19 protein-coding genes are annotated in these 16,246 nt (G+C 68.1%); 14 read left to right on the top strand and 5 right to left on the bottom strand.

Translation table 11 applies throughout. From position 1 onward, the window contains the following. The first annotated feature begins 3 nt into the window (after window positions 1-3). Window positions 4-141 carry a hypothetical protein gene (locus MWN33_RS11400; protein ID WP_247200699.1) on the top strand — a complete coding sequence of 46 codons (138 nt, stop codon included), beginning with the start codon at window positions 4-6 and terminating at the stop codon, window positions 139-141. Window positions 142-282: 141 nt separating this feature from the next. On the opposite strand, the gene MWN33_RS11395 is transcribed toward MWN33_RS11400, so the two are convergent. Beyond that, the gene (locus tag MWN33_RS11395; protein ID WP_247200698.1) at window positions 283-2,511 is read right to left on the bottom strand and encodes a lytic transglycosylase domain-containing protein; all 2,229 of its coding nucleotides are present in this window, start codon (window positions 2,509-2,511) and stop codon (window positions 283-285) included. Window positions 2,512-2,870: 359 nt separating this feature from the next. On the opposite strand from MWN33_RS11395, the gene dapA reads away from it, so the two are divergent. Both dapA and smpB read left to right on the top strand, forming a co-directional pair. Continuing rightward, the gene (dapA, locus tag MWN33_RS11390) at window positions 2,871-3,761 is read left to right on the top strand and encodes a 4-hydroxy-tetrahydrodipicolinate synthase (protein ID WP_247200696.1); all 891 of its coding nucleotides are present in this window, start codon (window positions 2,871-2,873) and stop codon (window positions 3,759-3,761) included. Window positions 3,762-3,801: 40 nt separating this feature from the next. After that, the gene (gene smpB, locus MWN33_RS11385; RefSeq protein ID WP_247200694.1) at window positions 3,802-4,275 is read left to right on the top strand and encodes an SsrA-binding protein SmpB; all 474 of its coding nucleotides are present in this window, start codon (window positions 3,802-3,804) and stop codon (window positions 4,273-4,275) included. Window positions 4,276-4,482: 207 nt separating this feature from the next. Here the strand turns inward: smpB and efp are convergent, their stop codons facing one another. After that, window positions 4,483-5,052, bottom strand: coding sequence for an elongation factor P (efp, locus tag MWN33_RS11380; RefSeq protein ID WP_247200692.1), 570 nt, complete (start codon window positions 5,050-5,052; stop codon window positions 4,483-4,485). A gap of 128 nt (window positions 5,053-5,180) precedes the next feature. On the opposite strand from efp, the gene epmA reads away from it, so the two are divergent. Further along, window positions 5,181-6,224 (top strand): EF-P lysine aminoacylase EpmA, encoded by a 1,044-nt coding sequence (gene epmA / locus MWN33_RS11375; RefSeq protein WP_247200689.1) that lies wholly within the window; start codon window positions 5,181-5,183, stop codon window positions 6,222-6,224. A gap of 9 nt (window positions 6,225-6,233) precedes the next feature. Here the strand turns inward: epmA and MWN33_RS11370 are convergent, their stop codons facing one another. Next, complete coding sequence (locus MWN33_RS11370) at window positions 6,234-6,914, bottom strand: uracil-DNA glycosylase (protein ID WP_247200682.1); 681 nt, start codon at window positions 6,912-6,914, stop codon at window positions 6,234-6,236. Between the two features lie 7 nt (window positions 6,915-6,921). Continuing rightward, the gene (locus tag MWN33_RS11365) at window positions 6,922-7,545 is read right to left on the bottom strand and encodes a LabA-like NYN domain-containing protein (protein ID WP_425531993.1); all 624 of its coding nucleotides are present in this window, start codon (window positions 7,543-7,545) and stop codon (window positions 6,922-6,924) included. Between the two features lie 262 nt (window positions 7,546-7,807). Here MWN33_RS11365 and rpoZ point away from each other — a divergent pair, with 262 nt between their 5' ends. From rpoZ to recO, 10 genes are all read left to right on the top strand, one after another. Beyond that, complete coding sequence (rpoZ, locus tag MWN33_RS11360) at window positions 7,808-8,197, top strand: DNA-directed RNA polymerase subunit omega (RefSeq protein WP_247200676.1); 390 nt, start codon at window positions 7,808-7,810, stop codon at window positions 8,195-8,197. 155 nt (window positions 8,198-8,352) lie between these two features. Then, a complete protein-coding gene (locus MWN33_RS11355; RefSeq protein WP_247200672.1) occupies window positions 8,353-10,569 on the top strand; it encodes a RelA/SpoT family protein in 2,217 nt (738 codons plus the stop codon). Window positions 10,570-10,637: 68 nt separating this feature from the next. Beyond that, window positions 10,638-10,832, top strand: a complete 195-nt coding sequence (locus MWN33_RS11350; RefSeq protein WP_247200666.1) for a CsbD family protein — start codon at window positions 10,638-10,640, stop codon at window positions 10,830-10,832. 78 nt (window positions 10,833-10,910) lie between these two features. Then, complete coding sequence (gene pyrE / locus MWN33_RS11345) at window positions 10,911-11,504, top strand: orotate phosphoribosyltransferase (RefSeq protein ID WP_247200662.1); 594 nt, start codon at window positions 10,911-10,913, stop codon at window positions 11,502-11,504. A 4-nt stretch (window positions 11,505-11,508) separates the two neighbouring features. Then, entirely contained in the window at window positions 11,509-12,285 is a 777-nt protein-coding gene (locus tag MWN33_RS11340) for a pyridoxine 5'-phosphate synthase (protein ID WP_247200660.1), read from the top strand. Window positions 12,286-12,298: 13 nt separating this feature from the next. Continuing rightward, a complete protein-coding gene (gene acpS / locus MWN33_RS11335) occupies window positions 12,299-12,709 on the top strand; it encodes a holo-ACP synthase (RefSeq protein ID WP_247200659.1) in 411 nt (136 codons plus the stop codon). A gap of 121 nt (window positions 12,710-12,830) precedes the next feature. Then, window positions 12,831-13,586, top strand: a complete 756-nt coding sequence (lepB, locus tag MWN33_RS11330) for a signal peptidase I (RefSeq protein WP_247200653.1) — start codon at window positions 12,831-12,833, stop codon at window positions 13,584-13,586. Continuing rightward, entirely contained in the window at window positions 13,583-14,302 is a 720-nt protein-coding gene (gene rnc / locus MWN33_RS11325) for a ribonuclease III (protein ID WP_247200651.1), read from the top strand. Before lepB ends, rnc begins: the two co-directional genes overlap by 4 nt. After that, entirely contained in the window at window positions 14,299-15,210 is a 912-nt protein-coding gene (gene era, locus MWN33_RS11320) for a GTPase Era (RefSeq protein ID WP_247200646.1), read from the top strand. Before rnc ends, era begins: the two co-directional genes overlap by 4 nt. Before the next feature lie 10 nt (window positions 15,211-15,220). Next, the gene (recO, locus tag MWN33_RS11315; RefSeq protein WP_247200642.1) at window positions 15,221-15,946 is read left to right on the top strand and encodes a DNA repair protein RecO; all 726 of its coding nucleotides are present in this window, start codon (window positions 15,221-15,223) and stop codon (window positions 15,944-15,946) included. On the opposite strand, the gene MWN33_RS11310 is transcribed toward recO, so the two are convergent. Further along, a complete protein-coding gene (locus tag MWN33_RS11310; RefSeq protein ID WP_247200639.1) occupies window positions 15,943-16,245 on the bottom strand; it encodes a hypothetical protein in 303 nt (100 codons plus the stop codon). The two genes, recO and MWN33_RS11310, sit on opposite strands and share 4 nt — an antisense overlap. Between the last annotated feature and the right edge of the window lies 1 nt (window position 16,246).

Below are 16,246 nucleotides of genomic sequence, written 5' to 3'. Positions count from 1 at the left end.
GCGATGTGGTTCCTGGCCCTTGAATTATGGCCCTATCTGCTCGCCGCTCTCGGCATCGGCCTCCTCACCGGCTGGCTGAGCGGCTGCGCGCCGCGCCGGAGCAAGCCTGTCGTGCAAAGCGCGGAGGAGACGGCCCCGTGACACCCTTCGCCATCGACGTCGCCATATTGCTGAGCGTCGCCTATCTCGCCGGCTGCATCGGCGGCTGCTGGCTGCGGCGCATGATGCACGGCCGAGGCTGACCGTGCCTGACGACGACGGCGCGTCAGATGAGACGTCGCGTCAGAGCCTGGCGCCGCGCAGATCCGCCTCGATCTGCAGCGTGTCGCGCGAGCCGAAGCGCGACTTGTAGACCTGCGCATTCTCCATCACCCGTTGCACATAGTTACGGGTCTCGGAGAAGGGGATGCGCTCCACCCAGTCGATGGGATCGACGGAGGGATCGCGCGGATCGCCATATTGCGCGATCCACTTGGCGACATTGCCCCGGCCGGCATTGTAGCCGGCGAAGGTCAGCACGTAGTTGTTCTGGTAGTTGTCGAGCAGGCTGCGCAGCTCGGCGGCGCCATACTGCACATTGGTCGCCGGCTCCGACAGGCGCCTGGGATCGAGCGTCACGCCGGTGCGCTTGGCGATGGTGCGGCCGGTGGCGGGCATCACCTGCATCAGCCCCGTGGCCCCGGCGCGCGAGACGGCGGAGGGGTTGAACATGCTCTCCTGCCGGGCGATGGCGTAGACGAGGGCGCGGTCCACATCGTCGGTGATCGGGCGGTAGTTGGGGATGCCGATGGTCGGGTAGGCTTCGGCCTCCAGCGGCAGGCCCCGGTTGAGCGCGACCTTGCCGATGGTGGTCATGGCGCGGGCGTCGCCCTGCGACTTGGCGAGCTCGGCAAGCAGCCCGAGCTGGGCGGTGTCGGGCAGACGCTCGGCGAGGTCATAGGCCAGAGCGATGGAAAGCGTCGACTTGTCCAGCCGCTCCAGCAGCTTGAAGATCATCACCCCTTCGTCACGGGAGAAGGCGGCGCGCTGGTTGGCATTGGCAGCCGGCGCCGGCTTGATCTTCACCCGGTCGTTGCCGAGCCGGGCACTGGCGAGCTGACCGTAATAGGCGGTGCCGTATCGGGAGGCGGCCTCGTACTGGCCGCGCGCATTGGCCGTGGAACCGAGCGCCTCCCAGGCGCGGCCCTGCCAGTAATAGCCGCGCGAGACCGTTGCCGGATGTGTCTGGTTGTCCGGAATCTTCTGGAAATAGGCGAGCGCGGTCTTCGGGTCGTTCAGAAAGCGCAGCGCAATCCAGCCGGAGGTGAACTGCTGCTCGGCACGCATGTGCTCGTCGTCCGGGGTCGCCGCCGCGCTCGCAACCTTGAAGGCGGTGCGGGCGTCGCCCTTGTCGAGCAGGCCGCGCGCCACCAGACGGCGCTCCACCCACCACTCGTCCGCATCCACCAGCAATCCGGCATCCCTGGGCGCGCGGGCGAGGGTGGCGGCCGCCTCCGCGTGATCGCCGTTGCGGCGCTGCATCTTGGCCAGCGTGTAGAGATAGGCGGGGTCCGACTTCATCGACATCGGGACCGCCGCCAGCAGCTTGCCGACATCGCCCTTGCCGGACGACAGGGCGATGCGGGCACGGGCGAGGGCGGCCACATCGTCGCCCGCCCTCTGGGCCGCCCGGAGGCCGCGCTCGGCGTCCTCGGCGTAGAGCAGCTTGTCGGCGCGGTATTTGTGGTCGGTGCGGGTCAGCAGGCCGCCGAACTCGACCATGACGGTCGATTCCGCCTCGGAGGAGAGCGGGTCTTCCTGCCAGGCATTGCGCAGCCAGGCCGCGCCGGCCTTCTGGTCGCCGGCGGCGAACAGGGCGCGGGCGAGGGCGATCTTGCCTTCGCCAGACAGCGGGGCCTGCTCGGCGAAGAAATCGAGAATGGTGCGCGCGTCCCGGTTCTCGGCATAGAGCAGGAATTCGAGGCGGCGGCGCAGCACGGTCGGGGTCGGCAGGGTGGGATGGGCGCGCAGGATCGCCACGGCGCGGTCGTAGCCCACGTCGCGGGCGGTGACGCGCAGGGCAAGCCAGCGCACCAGCGCCTGCGAGCCCGGATCGCGCATCGTGTCGGCCATGGCGAGCGCCTGCGCGCTGTTGCCAGTCTCGACCAGCTTTACCGCCTGCTGAAGATCGCCCATGGCGCCGGAAAGCACCGGGGCGGGCAGGGTGGCCACGGCAGCACCCGCGGCCGCTGCGGCGGGCTTGGCGGCAGCGCTCGCGGAAGGCTTGGTGGCTTTTTCCTTCGCGGCGCTCTTGCTGGCCGGCTTGGCAGGCGGCTTCGGCGCGGCGGCCGACTTGGAGGCGGGCTTCGGCGGCGGCTTGGGCGCGGGCGTGGTGGCGTGGACGCCGCTCGGCAGCAGCGCCGCCGAGCCGAGGAACAGCGCGGCGAGCGGCAGCAGCCTGCGGCGGCTCCGGTTCCGGGCGATGCCGTGGCTGGCGTGACCGGTCCGACCCTCGTTCACCGACTCGCTCATGGGCTTTCGCACTCCCGTCAACGGACGCTACCGGCACGGCCAGAACACGCCGCGCACCGCCAGTTGTCTCTCGATCTTATTGACGAATTGCTAACCACGTCCCCCGCACCGGCATGCTGGCGGAGCCCGATCGCGGCTCCGGGCCGGGCGCACCCGCCGGAGATAGGCGACCAACCCGGCGAAACCGGGGCAGGGTGCCGCACCTTGCCGCACCGGCCGGGCTTTGCCAAGCCGCTGCCCAACAATGCGCTTCCTTCGGCCGCCCCGACGCGATATCTCATGCGCCCCGACAATAAGGCCACGTGCACCCTGCCCCGGCGGGGACGCGACGATGACGAGAAAGACCTCAGGAGCGCGCCATGCCTCACTCGCTGCCCTTCCGTGGATCCTTTACGGCGCTCGTGACGCCGTTCCGCGACGGCGCGCTTGACGAGAAAGCATTCCGCGATCTCGTCGACTGGCAGATCGAGGAAGGCATCCACGGCCTCGTTCCGGTCGGCACCACGGGGGAGAGCCCGACCGTCTCGCATGACGAGCACAAGGCCGTCGTCGAATGGACGGTGCAGCAGGCACGCGGCCGCGTGCCGGTGATTGCCGGGGCGGGCTCGAACAACACCATCGAGGCGATCGACCTCGCGCGCCACGCGGAAAGCGCCGGCGCCGACGCCGTGCTGGTGGTGACGCCCTACTACAACAAGCCCGGCCAGGAAGGGCTCTACCAGCACTACAAGGCCATCAACGACGCCGTCGGCATCCCGATCTACATCTACAACATCCCCGGCCGGTCGGTGATCGACATGTCGGTGGAGACCATGGCGCGTCTGTTCGAGCTGCCGAACATCGTCGGCGTGAAGGACGCGACCGCCAATCTGGCGCGCGTGAGCCAGCAGCGCCAGGTCGTCGGCCCGGAGTTCAACCAGCTCTCCGGCGAGGACGCCACCGCACTCGCCTTCATGGCGCATGGCGGCGACGGCTGCATCTCGGTCGCCTCCAACGTGGCGCCCAAGCTCTGCGCGCAGCTCATCGACGCCTGCATCGCCGGCGACTACGCCAAGGCGCTGGAGGTGCAGGACCGGCTGTTCCCGCTGTTCCAGGCGCTGTTCGTTGAAACCAACCCGAGCCCCACCAAATATGCGTTGAGCCTGCTCGGCAAGATCGCCGACGAGGCGCGCCTGCCGATGGTGCCGGTGAGCGAAAAGACGAAGGAGATCGTCCGCGACGCCATGCGTCACGCCGGGCTGATCAACTGAAGAAGGCGCGGGGCGCACGCTCCGTTGCGGAGCGAGAACGATGGCCGAGAAGAAGACACAGGCGCGCAAGGTCGTCGCCGACAATCGCCGGGCGCGGTTCGACTACGACATCGGCGAGGTGTTCGAGGCCGGCATCGCCCTGTCCGGCACCGAGGTGAAGAGCCTGCGCGGCGGCAAGGCCACGGTGGCGGAGAGCTATGTCTCCGCCAAGACGGGCGAGGCCATCATCTACAACACCTTCATCCCGGAATATCTGCAGGCCAACCGCTTCAATCACGAGCCGCGCCGCCCGCGCAAACTGCTGCTGCACAAGCGCGAGATCGCCAAGATCTGGCAGGCGGTGGAGCGCGAAGGCATGACGGTGGTGCCGCTGCGCATCTTCTTCAACGAGCAGGGTCGCGCCAAGGTCGAGATCGCCATCGCCCGCGGCCGCAAGGCGCATGACAAGCGCGAAGCGCAGAAGGAGAAGGACTGGGCCCGCGACCGCCAGCGTCTGATGCGCGACCGGGGCTGACCCGTGGCGCGTCCCGCTGACTGGCGAAACGTCAGCTTATCCGGATCGTCATGGCCGGGCTTGGCCCGGCCATCCACGTCCTGATCAAGCAACGCGGGCGAAAATCGTGGATCCCCGGGCCAAGCCCGGGGATGACGACGTAAAGAACATTACAAAAGAAAAACCCGGCACTTGGCCGGGCTTTTTGATTCTGGCTGTCAGCGACGCTCAGTCCTTGGCGCGCTCGACATAGGAGCCGTCGGCGGTCATGACCACGATGCGGGTGCCGACGCCGATATGCGGGGGGACCGCCGAGCGCACGCCGTTCGACAGGATGGCGGGCTTGTAGGAGGAGGAGGCGGTCTGCCCCTTCGTCACCGGCTCGGTGTCGGTGACTTCCAGCACGACGCGCTGCGGCAGTTCGATGGCGATGCCGTTGCCCTCGTGCATCTTGAGCATGACCTGCATGCTCTCCTGGAGATAGGCGGCCTGGTCGCCGATCACGTCCGGATGCACCGCGACCTGGTCGTAGTTTTCGGGGTTCATGAAGTGATAGCCCTCGCCGTCCGAATACAGGAAGGTGAAGGGCCGGTCCTCGACATGGGCGCGCTCGACCTGCTCGGTGGTGCGGTAGCGCTCGGAAATCTTCACGCCATCGGAGATGCGGCGCATGTCGAGCTGGGTCACCGGGGTGCCCTTGCCGGGGTGGATGTTGTCGGCGGTCAGGACGACATAGAGCTTGCCGTCGATGTCGACCACGTTGCCCTTGCGCAGGGTGCTGGCGATGACCTTGACCATTGCGGTCCTCTGGCTGTTGGGTGCGCCGCGTCGCGCGGAGGCACCGCTGGGATTCCATTGGGCGCCTCCTATACAAGCGCGCCCGCTATCCGCCAACCCCGGCGGCGCCACCACACGGGAGTCTCCTCATGTCCGCTGAAGCCTCGCCGTGGTGGTCGCCATCCATGCATGCCGACAGGCGGCCCTTCCTGCTGGCGCGCCAGCGCGTGCAGGCGGCGCTGCGTGCCTTCTTCGGCGCGCGCGGCTTCATGGAGGTGGAGACGCCGATCCTGCAGGTCTCGCCCGGCAACGAGGTGCACCTGCGCGCCTTCGCAACCGAATTGGAGCGGCCCGACGGCACGCGGACGCCGCGCTATCTCCACACCTCGCCGGAATTCACGGCCAAGAAGCTGCTGGCGGCTGGCGAGACCCGGCTGTTCACGCTGGCGCGGGTGTTCCGCAACGGCGAGCGCACGGCGCTGCATCATCCCGAATTCACCATGCTGGAATGGTATCGCGCCGGCGAAGGCTACGAAGCGCTGATGCGCGACTGTACGGCGCTGCTGGCGGTGACGGCCGAGACCGTCGGCGCGCGCGAATTCCAGTATGGCGGACATGTCTGCGATGTCGGCGTGACGCCCGAGCGGCTCACCGTGGCCGAGGCGTTCCTGCGCAATGCCGGCATCGACCTGATGGCGAGCGTGGGCGTTGAGGAGAACGACCGCGAGCGGCTCTGGCAGGACGCCCATGCCGCCGGCATCCGCGTGGCGCTGGACGATACATGGGCGGACGTGTTCACCCGGGTGATGGTGGAAAAGATCGAGCCGAAGCTCGGCATTGGCCGGGCGACGATCCTGTGCGAATACCCGATCTCCGAGGCGGCGCTTGCCCGCCCCAAGCCGGAGGACCCCCGCGTCGCCGAGCGCTTCGAGCTCTATGTCTGCGCGGTCGAGCTCGCCAACGGCTTCGGCGAGCTGACGGACGCTACCGAACAGCGCCGGCGTTTCGTGACGTGGATGGACGAGAAGGCACGTCTCTACGGCGAACGCTACCCGATCGACGAGGATTTCCTCGCCGCGCTCGCCACGATGCCCGAAGCGTCCGGCATCGCGCTCGGCTTCGACCGGCTGGTGATGCTGGCGGCCGGCGCGCGCCGGATCGAGGACGTGCTGTGGGCGCCGGTCGCCCCCTAGTGGGCCGCCTCAGGCCAGCGCGTCGATATGGGCGCGCACCTTGGCGAAGACGGCGTGGAACATCTCCGTCGTCAACACACCGGTATTCGTGTTGTAGCGGGAGCAGTGGTAGCTGTCGAAGAGCACCACATCGCCGAGGCGATGCACCGCGCCATGGGCGAATTTGTGCCGCGACAGCCGCTCGCCATGCGCCGCGAGCACCTGATCATGGGCGATCTTGCCCAGCGCGACGATGGCGCTGAGCCCCGGAAGCAGGCCGATGGTGGCGGCGAGGAACGGCCGGCAATTGCGCATCTCCTCGGTCGTCGGCTTGTTCTCCGGCGGGACGCAGCGCACGGCATTGGTGAGGCGGGCATCGACGAGGCGCAGCGAATCGTCCGGCCGCGCCTCGAACACGCCCGTGGCGAAGCCGAACCGGATCAGCGTCGAATAGAGCAGCTCGCCGGCATAATCGCCGGTGAAGGGCCGCCCGGTGCGATTGGCGCCGCGCAGGCCCGGCGCCAGCCCGACGATCAGCAGCCGCCCGTCCACCGGACCGAAGGAGGGCACCGGCGCATTGTGCCAGCTCGGCTCCTCGGCCCGCCAGTGCTCGCGAAAGGCGACGAGGCGCGGACACAAGGGGCAATCGCGCCCCGGCTCCGGCGCGGCCGGGACCGGCGGCTCGGCAGCCGAGGCAAGGCGAGGAGCCATGCGCGCCTCAGGAATCCGAGCTGTCGTCGCTGTCGTCGGCCGGGGGCGGCGGCGTGCGGCGCTCAAGGAAGCGCGGCGTCTCCTGCATCCGGCCCGAGCGGTCGGCCGGGTCGCGGCCGATGCGCGCCTGAAGGTCCACGAGATCGACGAAGACGTCGGCCTGCCGGCGCAGCTCGTCGGCGATCATCGGCGGCTGGGTGTGGATGCTGGAGACGACGGTGACGCGCACGCCCTTGCGCTGGATCGCCTCGACCAGCGAGCGGAAATCGCCGTCGCCGGAGAAGATGACGATGTGGTCGACATGCGGCGCGAGCTCCATCGCGGCGACCGCGAGCTCGATATCCATGTTGCCGCGCACGCGCCGGCGGCCCTGGCTGTCGGTAAATTCGCGCGCCGGCTTGGTGACGACCGAGTAGCCGTTGTAGTCGAGCCAGTCGAGCAGCGGGCGGATGGAGGAGTACTCCGTATCTTCCACCAGCGTGGTGTAATAGAAGGCCCGCAGCACATAGCCACGACCCTGAAATTCCTTGAGCAAACGCTTGTAGTCGATATCAAAACCAAGTGATTTGGTGGCCGAGTAGAGATTGGCGCCATCGATAAAAAGGGCGATCTTTTCCATACCTTGAACCATACGCGAAAATACCCGGAACCGAGCCAATGTAACCGTTGCGTCGCCGTCCCGCAGCGAAGCGCTTGCCCCGCATAGACATAGCGCATTTGTGGCGGGCGCGAGACGGCGGCGTGACGTTGCAGCTGTTTTGCGGTGGAAGATTTCCTCTGACGTAAGGGCAGTCTTGGCGCCGCCGAGCCCCCTCGTTGCGGGCGATGCTTGCTCCACGCGGCTCATTGGTTTATTGAGGCCGCTTCCCTTACACCGTCAGGAGTGCCGAGGCATGGCTCGCGTCACCGTCGAGGACTGCATCGACAAGGTCGACAATCGCTTCGAGCTGGTTCTTCTTGCCGGCCACCGCGCGCGCGTCATCGCGTCGGGTTCGCCGATCACGGTCGACCGCGACAACGACAAGAACCCGGTGGTCGCCCTGCGCGAGATCGCCGACGAGACCATCTCGCCGGACGACCTGCGCGAAGAGCTGATCCATTCGCTCCAGAAGTTCACCGAGGTGGACGAACCCGAGCCGGAAACCGTGCCGATGATCGCGTCGGGCGGGTCGGACGGCTCGGATGATTCGGACATCATGCTCGACCGCATGACCGAGGAAGAGCTGCTGGCCGGCCTCCAGGGCCTCGTGCCGCCGGAGCCGAGCGACGACGACGAAGGCTGATCGCTTCTTGCGATCTCCGACGGCGGCCCGGCCCTGCGCCGGGCCGTTGGCGTTTTAGGCATCCATTGGGCCACAAGCGGCTTGCGACTCCGCAGTGCGCGGACGATATCTAGCCTATCGGCCCTCGTGGCCGGCCATTCTCGCGAGTCCCTGTCATGATGCGGCAGTACGAGCTCGTCGAGCGCGTACGCCGGTACAATGCAAATACCGACGAAGCGCTGCTCGATCGCGCTTACGTCTATGCGATGCGTGCCCACGGCACGCAGAAACGCGCTTCCGGCGATCCCTATTTCTCGCACCCGCTCGAAGTCGCCGCGATCCTGACGGATCTGAAGCTCGACGACGCGACCATCGTCGCGGCGCTGCTGCACGACACCATCGAGGACACCGACGCCACCCGCGACGAGATCGACCGGGTGTTCAGCCCGCAGATCGGCGCGCTGGTCGAAGGGCTCACCAAGATCAAGAAGCTGGACCTTGTGTCCAAGCAGGCCAAGCAGGCCGAAAACCTGCGCAAGCTGCTGCTCGCCATCGCCGATGATGTGCGTGTGCTGCTGGTGAAGCTGGCCGACCGGCTGCACAACATGCGCACGCTGAAATGGGTGCCGGAGGAGAAGCGCTCCCGCGTCGCGCAGGAGACGCTCGACATCTACGCCCCGCTCGCCGGCCGCATGGGCATGCACGACATGCGCGAGGAGCTGGAGGATCTGTCCTTCCGCCAGCTTTCGCCGGAGGCCTATGATTCCATCCTCAACCGCCTTCAGGCGCTGAAGGAGAACAATGGCGAGCTGGTGGCCTCCATTGAGCGCGAGCTGTCCGACGCCATCGCCCAGAAGGGCCTCTCCGCCATCGTGAAGGGGCGCGAGAAGCGGCCCTATTCGATCTGGCGCAAGATGGAGCAGAAGTCGGTCGCCTTCGAGCAGCTCTCCGACATCTACGGCTTCCGCGTGCTCGTCGACCAGACCGAGGAATGCTACGCGGCGCTTGGCGTGGTGCACACGAAATGGCCGCTCGTTCCCGGTCGGTTCAAGGACTACATCTCGACGCCGAAGCAGAACGACTACCGCTCGCTGCACACCACCGTGGTCGGGCCCGGCCGCCAGCGTGTCGAGCTGCAGATCCGCACCCGGCTGATGCACGAGATTGCCGAATACGGCATCGCGGCGCACGCGCTCTACAAGGACGGCGGCAACGGCAACGGCAACGGTGCCGATCCGCTGACGCGCGACTCGGGCGCCTATGCCTGGCTGCGCCGCACCATCGAGCTGCTGGCGGAAGGGTCGAGCCCCGAGGAGTTCCTCGAGCATACCAAGCTCGAACTGTTCCACGACCAGGTCTTCTGCTTCACGCCGAAGGGCCGTCTCATCACCCTGCCGCGCCGGGCGACGCCAATCGACTTCGCTTATGCCGTGCATACGGGTGTCGGCGACCGCGCCGTGGGCGCCAAGATCAACGGCAAGATTTCGCCCCTCGTCTCCGAATTGCAGAATGGCGACGAGGTGGAGATCATCACCGCCGCCGGCCAGACGCCGCCCGCCGCGTGGGAATCCATCGTCGTCACCGGCAAGGCCCGCGCCGCCATCCGGCGCGCCACCCGCGCCGCCGTGCGCGCGCAATATGCCGGGCTCGGCAAGAAGATCGTCGAACGCGCCGTGGTGCGGGCCGGCAAGGTGTTCTCCGAGGAAAAGCTCGCCGCCTCGGTCGGCCGTCTCGCGCGGCAGTCGCTGGAGGACGTCTATGCCGCCGTCGGGCGCGGCGAGATGCGTTCGGACGATGTGGTGAAGGCGGTCCACCCCGAATGGACCGGACCGCGCGCGGAGGAGCGCGCCGCGCTGAAGGGCGAAGGCTGGTTCGAGCTGGAGCAGGGCCAAAGCCTCAAGTTCAAGATCCCCGGCATCGAGAGCGACCCGGACCCGAAGACCGCGATCCCCATTCGCGGCATCAACCGCGAATTGCCGGTGCGCTTCGCGCCGAACGGCGGGGCCGTGCCGGGCGACCGCATCGTCGGCATCCTGTCGCCGGGCGAGGGGATCACCATCTACCCGATCCAGTCGCCCGCGCTGCAGGAGTTCGAGGAGGAGCCCGAACGCTGGCTCGACGTGCGCTGGGATGTCGAGGAGGATGATCCGCAGCGCTTCCCCGTGCAGATCGTCGTGGTCGCCACCAACGAGCCCGGCTCGCTGGCCCAGGTTGCCCAGGTGATCGGCGAGCGCGACGGCAATATCGAGAATCTGCGCATGTCGTCCCGCTCGGCCGATTTTACCCGCATGGTGATCGACATCGGCGTCTATGACCTGCGTCACCTGAACGGCATCCTCTCCGACCTGCGCACCCGGCCGGTCGTCTCCTCCGTCGAGCGCGTGAACGGCTGACAAGGAACCGTTAACCCTGACGCGCGTTTCCTCGGCAGCCCCGTCGGGCGACAAGAGGAGCGCGCGCCATGTCCACCGAACATCTCCACGCCAATTTCCGCATTGTCTCCGGCGTCGCCAAGGAGTTCTGGGGCCGCTTCGCCGGCGACGGCATGCTGGCGGCGAGCGGCCGCGTGGAACAGCTTGCCGGCGAGGCCGCGCTGGCCTGCGCGCGGGCCCGGGGCCGTGTCCTGCACCGCGACATTCCCCCGGCCGGCGCCTGAGGGGGTTGCGGCGGGTGACGCGACAGGCCGGATAGGCTATCACCGCACCCGTTTCGCAACTTCTTTCGGGCATTGAAGATGACGCAAGACGAGGTCATGGCCGAGTTCCGTTCGGCCGGTGCGCTGCTTGAGGGCCATTTCATCCTGTCGTCGGGCCTGCGCAGCCCCGTCTTCCTGCAGAAGATGTTCATCTTCCAGGATCCGGTGCGCACAGAGCGGCTGTGCCGGGCGCTGGCCGAGAAGGCCGAGGCCGCCTTCGGCAAGATCGACTACGTCGTCTCACCCGCAGTTGGCGGCATCGTGCCCGGCTATGAGACCGCCCGCCAGCTCGGCGCCAAGGCGGTGTTCGTCGAACGCGAGGACGGGCGCTTCCAGCTCCGGCGCGGCTTCACCATTCCGCCCGAGGCGAAGGTGCTGATGGTCGAGGACATCGTGACCACCGGCCTGTCGTCGCGCGAATGCCTCGCCTCCATCGCCGAGCATACGTCGAACGTCGTCGGCGCCGCCTGCCTGATCGACCGCTCGAACGGCAAGGCCGATCTCGGCGTGCCGCTGGTGGCGCTGGCGAGGCTCGACATTCCCGCCTATCCCGCCGACGCGCTGCCGCCCGAGCTTGCCGCGCTGCCGCCGGTCAAGCCGGGCTCGCGCGGGATTCAGGGCGCGAAGGGGTAAGGCCTTGACCACCATCGTCCCCCCGATCCGCCTCGGCGTGAACATCGACCACGTGGCGACCCTGCGCAACGCACGCGGCGGCGCGCTGCCCGACCCCGTGCGCGCCGCCCAGCTCGCCTGCGCGGCCGGTGCCGACGGCATCACCGCCCATCTGCGCGAGGATCGCCGGCACGTCCGCGACGCCGACATGCGGCGCCTGCGCGAGGTGCTGACCGTGCCGCTCAATTTCGAGATGGCGGCGACCGACGAAATGGTCGCGCTGGCGCTCGAACTGAAGCCGCACGCTTCCTGCCTCGTGCCGGAGCGTCGCGAGGAGCGCACCACCGAGGGCGGGCTCGACGTGATCGGCGGCGGCATCGACCTCGCCCGCAAGGTCGAGAAGCTCGGCCATGCCGGCATCCGCGTGTCGCTCTTCGTCGCGCCCGACGAGGACCAGATCGCCCGTGCCGCCGATATCGGCGCGGCGGTCATCGAGTTGCACACCGGCGCCTGGTGCGAGCTTCTCGCCGAAGGGCGTGCCGTGGAGGCGGCCGCCGAGTTTGCCCGGCTTCAGGCCGCTGCCCGGCAGGGGGCCAGCCTCGGCCTCGAAATCCACGCCGGCCACGGGCTCGACTATGCGAGCGCCGAGACCATAGCGGCGCTGGAGCCGGTCCGCGAACTCAATATCGGTCATTTCCTTGTCGGCGAGGCGGTCTTCGTTGGCTTCGAGGCCGCCATTCGCCAGATGCGGATCGCGATGGCGCGCGGACGCGCGCATCTCGGCGCGTCACGGGCGGCGTGAGGGCAGGGCGGGCATGATCATCGGCATCGGCTCGGACATCACCGACGCAAGGCGGGTCGCCGAGGTGCTTGAGCGCCACGGCGAGCGCTTCCTCGACCGGGTGTTCACCCCCGTCGAGCGCGCCAAGTCCGACCGCCGCGCCCGCCGCGTGGAGAGCTACGCCAAGCGCTTCGCCGCCAAGGAGGCCTGCGCCAAGGCGCTCGGCACCGGTCTGGCGCAAGGCGTCTTCTGGCGCGACATGGGCGTCGTCAACCTGCCCTCCGGCCGGCCGACCATGGAACTGACCGGCGGCGCCCGGGCGCGGCTCGACGCCATCACCCCGCCCGGCTGCGAGGCGCGGATCGACCTCACCATCACCGACGACGGACCGCTGGCGCAGGCCTTCGTCATCATCAGCGCGGTGGCGAAGACGGGCGGCGGCTGACGTGAAGTCACCTCGTGCGAACGTGACCGGCGCGCGTTGCCGCAACCTCCCTGAGCGGCTATAGGAGCGCGATGGCCGCCACGGGCGGCGCACGCGTGCCGCAGGCGTACCGGAAAGCGACATGACAGCGACCAGCGAACAGAAGAAGAAGGAAGGCGGCCTCGGCGAGACCATCAAGGTCATCCTTCAGGCCTTCCTCATTGCCATCCTGATCCGCACCTTCCTCTTCCAGCCCTTCAACATCCCTTCCGGGTCGATGAAGGAGACGCTGCTGGTCGGCGACTATCTGTTCGTCTCGAAGTTCAGCTACGGCTATTCCCGCTTCTCGCTGCCCTTCTCGCCGCCGCTGTTCGACGGGCGCCTGCTGGGCTCGACGCCCAATCGCGGCGATGTCGTCGTCTTCAAGCTGCCGCGCGACGAGAGCACCGACTACATCAAGCGCGTCATCGGCCTGCCGGGCGACGAGATCCAGATGATCAACGGCGTGCTGAACATCAACGGCGTACCGGTGAAGCGCGAGGATGCCGGCTACTGGATGGACGACGAGGGCGGCGGGCGTGTCGAACGCGTCAAGCGCTGGACCGAGACGCTGCCGAACGGGGTCAGCTACTACACGCTCGATCTCGTCGACAACGGCTTCTACGACAACACCCAGGTCTACAAGGTGCCGCCCGACCACTACTTCATGATGGGCGACAACCGCGACAATTCAACCGACAGCCGCGTGCTCAGCCAGGTCGGCTATGTTCCTTACGAGAACCTCATAGGGCGCGCCCAGATGATCTTCTTCTCGGTGAAGGAAGGAGATGCCGCCTGGCAGTTCTGGAAGTGGCCCTGGACGGTCCGCTGGGACCGCATCCTCTCCTTCGTGCGATGACGCGCGGTTCCCCGCGCGGCGACGACGAGACCGGGCTCGACGCGCTGGAGGCGACGCTCGGGCATCGATTCACCGACCGCGCGCATCTGCGTCTCGCGCTAACCCATATCAGCTCCATCACAGGCCTTCAGGGCAGCAAGGCGCGCGTGCGCTCCTATCAGCGGCTTGAATTCCTCGGCGACCACGTGCTCGGCCTCGTCGTGTCGGACATGCTCTACCGGGCCTATCCGCAGGCGGAGGAGGGCGAGCTTTCCCGCCGTCTTGCCGATCTCGTCTGTGAGGACGCCTGCGCCGACGTGGCCCGCGCCATGGGGCTCGGCCCGCATCTGCGCCTCGGCTCCGGGGAGGACCGCACCGGCGGGCGCGAGCGGCCGGCGATCCTCGCCGACGTCGCCGAAGCCGTGCTGGCGGCGGTCTATCTCGACGCCGGCTTTCCCGCCGCCGAGGCGACGGTGGAGCGCTTCTGGCGGCCGCGCCTCGCCACGCCCGGCAGCTCGGCCCGCGACCCCAAGACCGCGCTCCAGGAATGGGCGCAGGGGCGGGGGCTGCCCCCGCCGCATTACCGGCTGGTGGAACGCTCTGGTCCCGATCATAATCCCGAATTCCGTATCGCCGTCGAAGTGCCCGGCCACGCGCCCGTCGAGGCAACCGGCTCCTCCAAGCAGAACGCGCAGAAATCCGCCGCGGCGGCGTTTCTCGAACAGGTTGCCGAATGAACGAGACTACCGAAGACACCCGCTGCGGTTTCGTTGCCCTCATCGGAGCGCCGAACGCGGGAAAGTCGACGCTCACCAACGCGCTGGTCGGCACCAAGGTGTCGATCGTCTCGCACAAGGTGCAGACCACGCGCTCGCTGGTGCGCGGCATCGCGCTGGCCGGCACGACGCAGATCATCCTCGTCGACACTCCCGGCATCTTCGCGCCCAAGCGCCGGCTGGAGAAGGCGATGGTCCGCTCGGCCTGGAGCGGGGCGGGCGACGCCGACGCCGTGGTGCTGCTGATCGACGCGCGCGTCGGCCTCACGGAGGATGTCGAGGCGATCCTCCGCGGGCTGGTCGACGTGAAGCGGCCGCGCGCGATCCTGCTCAACAAGATCGACCTGGTGAAGCGCGACAGCCTGCTGGAACTCGCCGCCAAAGTCGCCGAGATGATCTCGTTCGACCGGCTGTTCATGGTCTCCGCGCTGTCGGGCGATGGGCTGGTCGAGCTGCGCGACTGGCTGGCGCAGACGCTGCCGGCCGGCCCGTGGCTCTACCCCGAGGACCAGATATCCGACGCGCCAATGCGCATGCTGGCCGCTGAGATCACCCGCGAGAAGCTGTTCCATCGGCTGCACGAAGAACTGCCCTACCGCTCGACGGTGGAGACGGATTCCTGGCAGGAGCGCAAAGATGGATCGGTCCGCATCGAGCAGACGATCTTCGTCGAGCGCGAAAGCCAGCGGAAGATCGTGCTGGGCAAGGGCGGCGACACCATCAAGGCGATTTCCATGTCTGCCCGCAAGGAGCTGACCGAGATCGTCGAGGCGCCGGTGCACCTGTTCCTGTTCGTGAAGGTGCGCGAGAACTGGGCCGACGACCCCGAGCGCTACCGCGAGATGGGGCTCGATTTCCCGCAGGAGTGAGGCGGCCGCGATGGAGTGGTCCGACGAAGGCATCATTCTCGGCCTTCGCCGCCACGGCGAGGCCAATGCCATCGTCGAACTGATGACGGCTGAACATGGCCGCCATCTCGGCCTCGTGCGCGGCGGCGCGTCGCGCCGGCAGGCGGCGGGGTTGCAGCCGGGCAACGGCGTGCGCGTGGTGTGGCGGGCGCGGCTCGACGAGCATCTCGGCGCCTTCGCGCTGGAGGTGACGGCGCCGAGGGCGGCGCGGCTGATGGAGCACGCCCATTCCGCCTTCGCGCTCAGCCATGTCGGGAGCCTGCTGCGGCTGCTGCCCGAGCGCGACCCGCACCCGGCGCTGCACCGGGCGCTCGAAGCGGTTGTCGAGCATCTCGACGAGGCACGCCTGACGGGCATGCTCATCGCGCGGCTGGAGCTGATGATGCTCTCCGAACTCGGCTTCGGGCTCGATCTGGAAAGCTGCGCGGCGACGGGCGGACGCAACGACCTGCTCTATGTTTCGCCCAAGTCCGGCCGGGCGGTCAGCCGCGATGCCGGCGAGCCGTGGCGATCGCAGCTGCTGGACCTGCCCTATTTCCTCGTCGGCGAGGTCGCCGAGCCGCCCTCGCGTGACGACGTGCACGCCGCCTTCGAGCTTACAGGCTTCTTCCTCGCGCGGCGCGTATTCGAACCGCGCGGCCTCACCTTGCCCGATGCCCGCGCCGCCATGCGCGCGGCGCTGCTGCGGGCGCGCTAGTTGAGCGGCGTCGTGAAGCTGGAATCGGCGTAGTAGCGGCCATTGTAGAAGAAGCGCTGGCCGACCCAGACGACGTTGCACATGGGCACGCGCATATAAACGACGCGCCCGCGCGGATCACGGCGCGTCACCATCCGCTCGCGGCAGACATTCACCCAGCCGGTCGTGCCGCTCGGCTGCGGCGAGACCGGCTCGCGCAGACCCAGATAGACATAGGTCGGCGGGCCGGCGGCCGAGGCCGGCGTGACGATGGCGGCAATGCACGATGCGGCCAGAAGAGCCGTTGTGAGTGTCTTCATA

The sequence above is a fragment of the Ancylobacter koreensis genome (genome assembly GCF_023016525.1).
GTDB classification, from domain to species: Bacteria; Pseudomonadota; Alphaproteobacteria; order Rhizobiales; family Xanthobacteraceae; genus Ancylobacter; species Ancylobacter koreensis.
Note: the sequence above shows the minus strand (reverse complement) of the source record. Positions and strands in the feature narration are given on the sequence as shown.

What these genes read in the sequence shown, in the direction of transcription:
- MWN33_RS11400 (WP_247200699.1), top strand. Translation starts at nt 4, where the DNA reads ATGTGGTTCCTGGCCCTTGAATTATGGCCCTATCTGCTCGCCGCTCTC.
- MWN33_RS11395 (WP_247200698.1), bottom strand. Translation starts at nt 2,511, where the DNA reads ATGAGCGAGTCGGTGAACGAGGGTCGGACCGGTCACGCCAGCCACGGC.
- dapA (WP_247200696.1), top strand. Translation starts at nt 2,871, where the DNA reads ATGCCTCACTCGCTGCCCTTCCGTGGATCCTTTACGGCGCTCGTGACG.
- smpB (WP_247200694.1), top strand. Translation starts at nt 3,802, where the DNA reads ATGGCCGAGAAGAAGACACAGGCGCGCAAGGTCGTCGCCGACAATCGC.
- efp (WP_247200692.1), bottom strand. Translation starts at nt 5,052, where the DNA reads ATGGTCAAGGTCATCGCCAGCACCCTGCGCAAGGGCAACGTGGTCGAC.
- epmA (WP_247200689.1), top strand. Translation starts at nt 5,181, where the DNA reads ATGTCCGCTGAAGCCTCGCCGTGGTGGTCGCCATCCATGCATGCCGAC.
- MWN33_RS11370 (WP_247200682.1), bottom strand. Translation starts at nt 6,914, where the DNA reads ATGGCTCCTCGCCTTGCCTCGGCTGCCGAGCCGCCGGTCCCGGCCGCG.
- MWN33_RS11365 (WP_425531993.1), bottom strand. Translation starts at nt 7,545, where the DNA reads ATGGTTCAAGGTATGGAAAAGATCGCCCTTTTTATCGATGGCGCCAAT.
- rpoZ (WP_247200676.1), top strand. Translation starts at nt 7,808, where the DNA reads ATGGCTCGCGTCACCGTCGAGGACTGCATCGACAAGGTCGACAATCGC.
- MWN33_RS11355 (WP_247200672.1), top strand. Translation starts at nt 8,353, where the DNA reads ATGATGCGGCAGTACGAGCTCGTCGAGCGCGTACGCCGGTACAATGCA.
- MWN33_RS11350 (WP_247200666.1), top strand. Translation starts at nt 10,638, where the DNA reads ATGTCCACCGAACATCTCCACGCCAATTTCCGCATTGTCTCCGGCGTC.
- pyrE (WP_247200662.1), top strand. Translation starts at nt 10,911, where the DNA reads ATGACGCAAGACGAGGTCATGGCCGAGTTCCGTTCGGCCGGTGCGCTG.
- acpS (WP_247200659.1), top strand. Translation starts at nt 12,299, where the DNA reads ATGATCATCGGCATCGGCTCGGACATCACCGACGCAAGGCGGGTCGCC.
- lepB (WP_247200653.1), top strand. Translation starts at nt 12,831, where the DNA reads ATGACAGCGACCAGCGAACAGAAGAAGAAGGAAGGCGGCCTCGGCGAG.
- rnc (WP_247200651.1), top strand. Translation starts at nt 13,583, where the DNA reads ATGACGCGCGGTTCCCCGCGCGGCGACGACGAGACCGGGCTCGACGCG.
- era (WP_247200646.1), top strand. Translation starts at nt 14,299, where the DNA reads ATGAACGAGACTACCGAAGACACCCGCTGCGGTTTCGTTGCCCTCATC.
- recO (WP_247200642.1), top strand. Translation starts at nt 15,221, where the DNA reads ATGGAGTGGTCCGACGAAGGCATCATTCTCGGCCTTCGCCGCCACGGC.
- MWN33_RS11310 (WP_247200639.1), bottom strand. Translation starts at nt 16,245, where the DNA reads ATGAAGACACTCACAACGGCTCTTCTGGCCGCATCGTGCATTGCCGCC.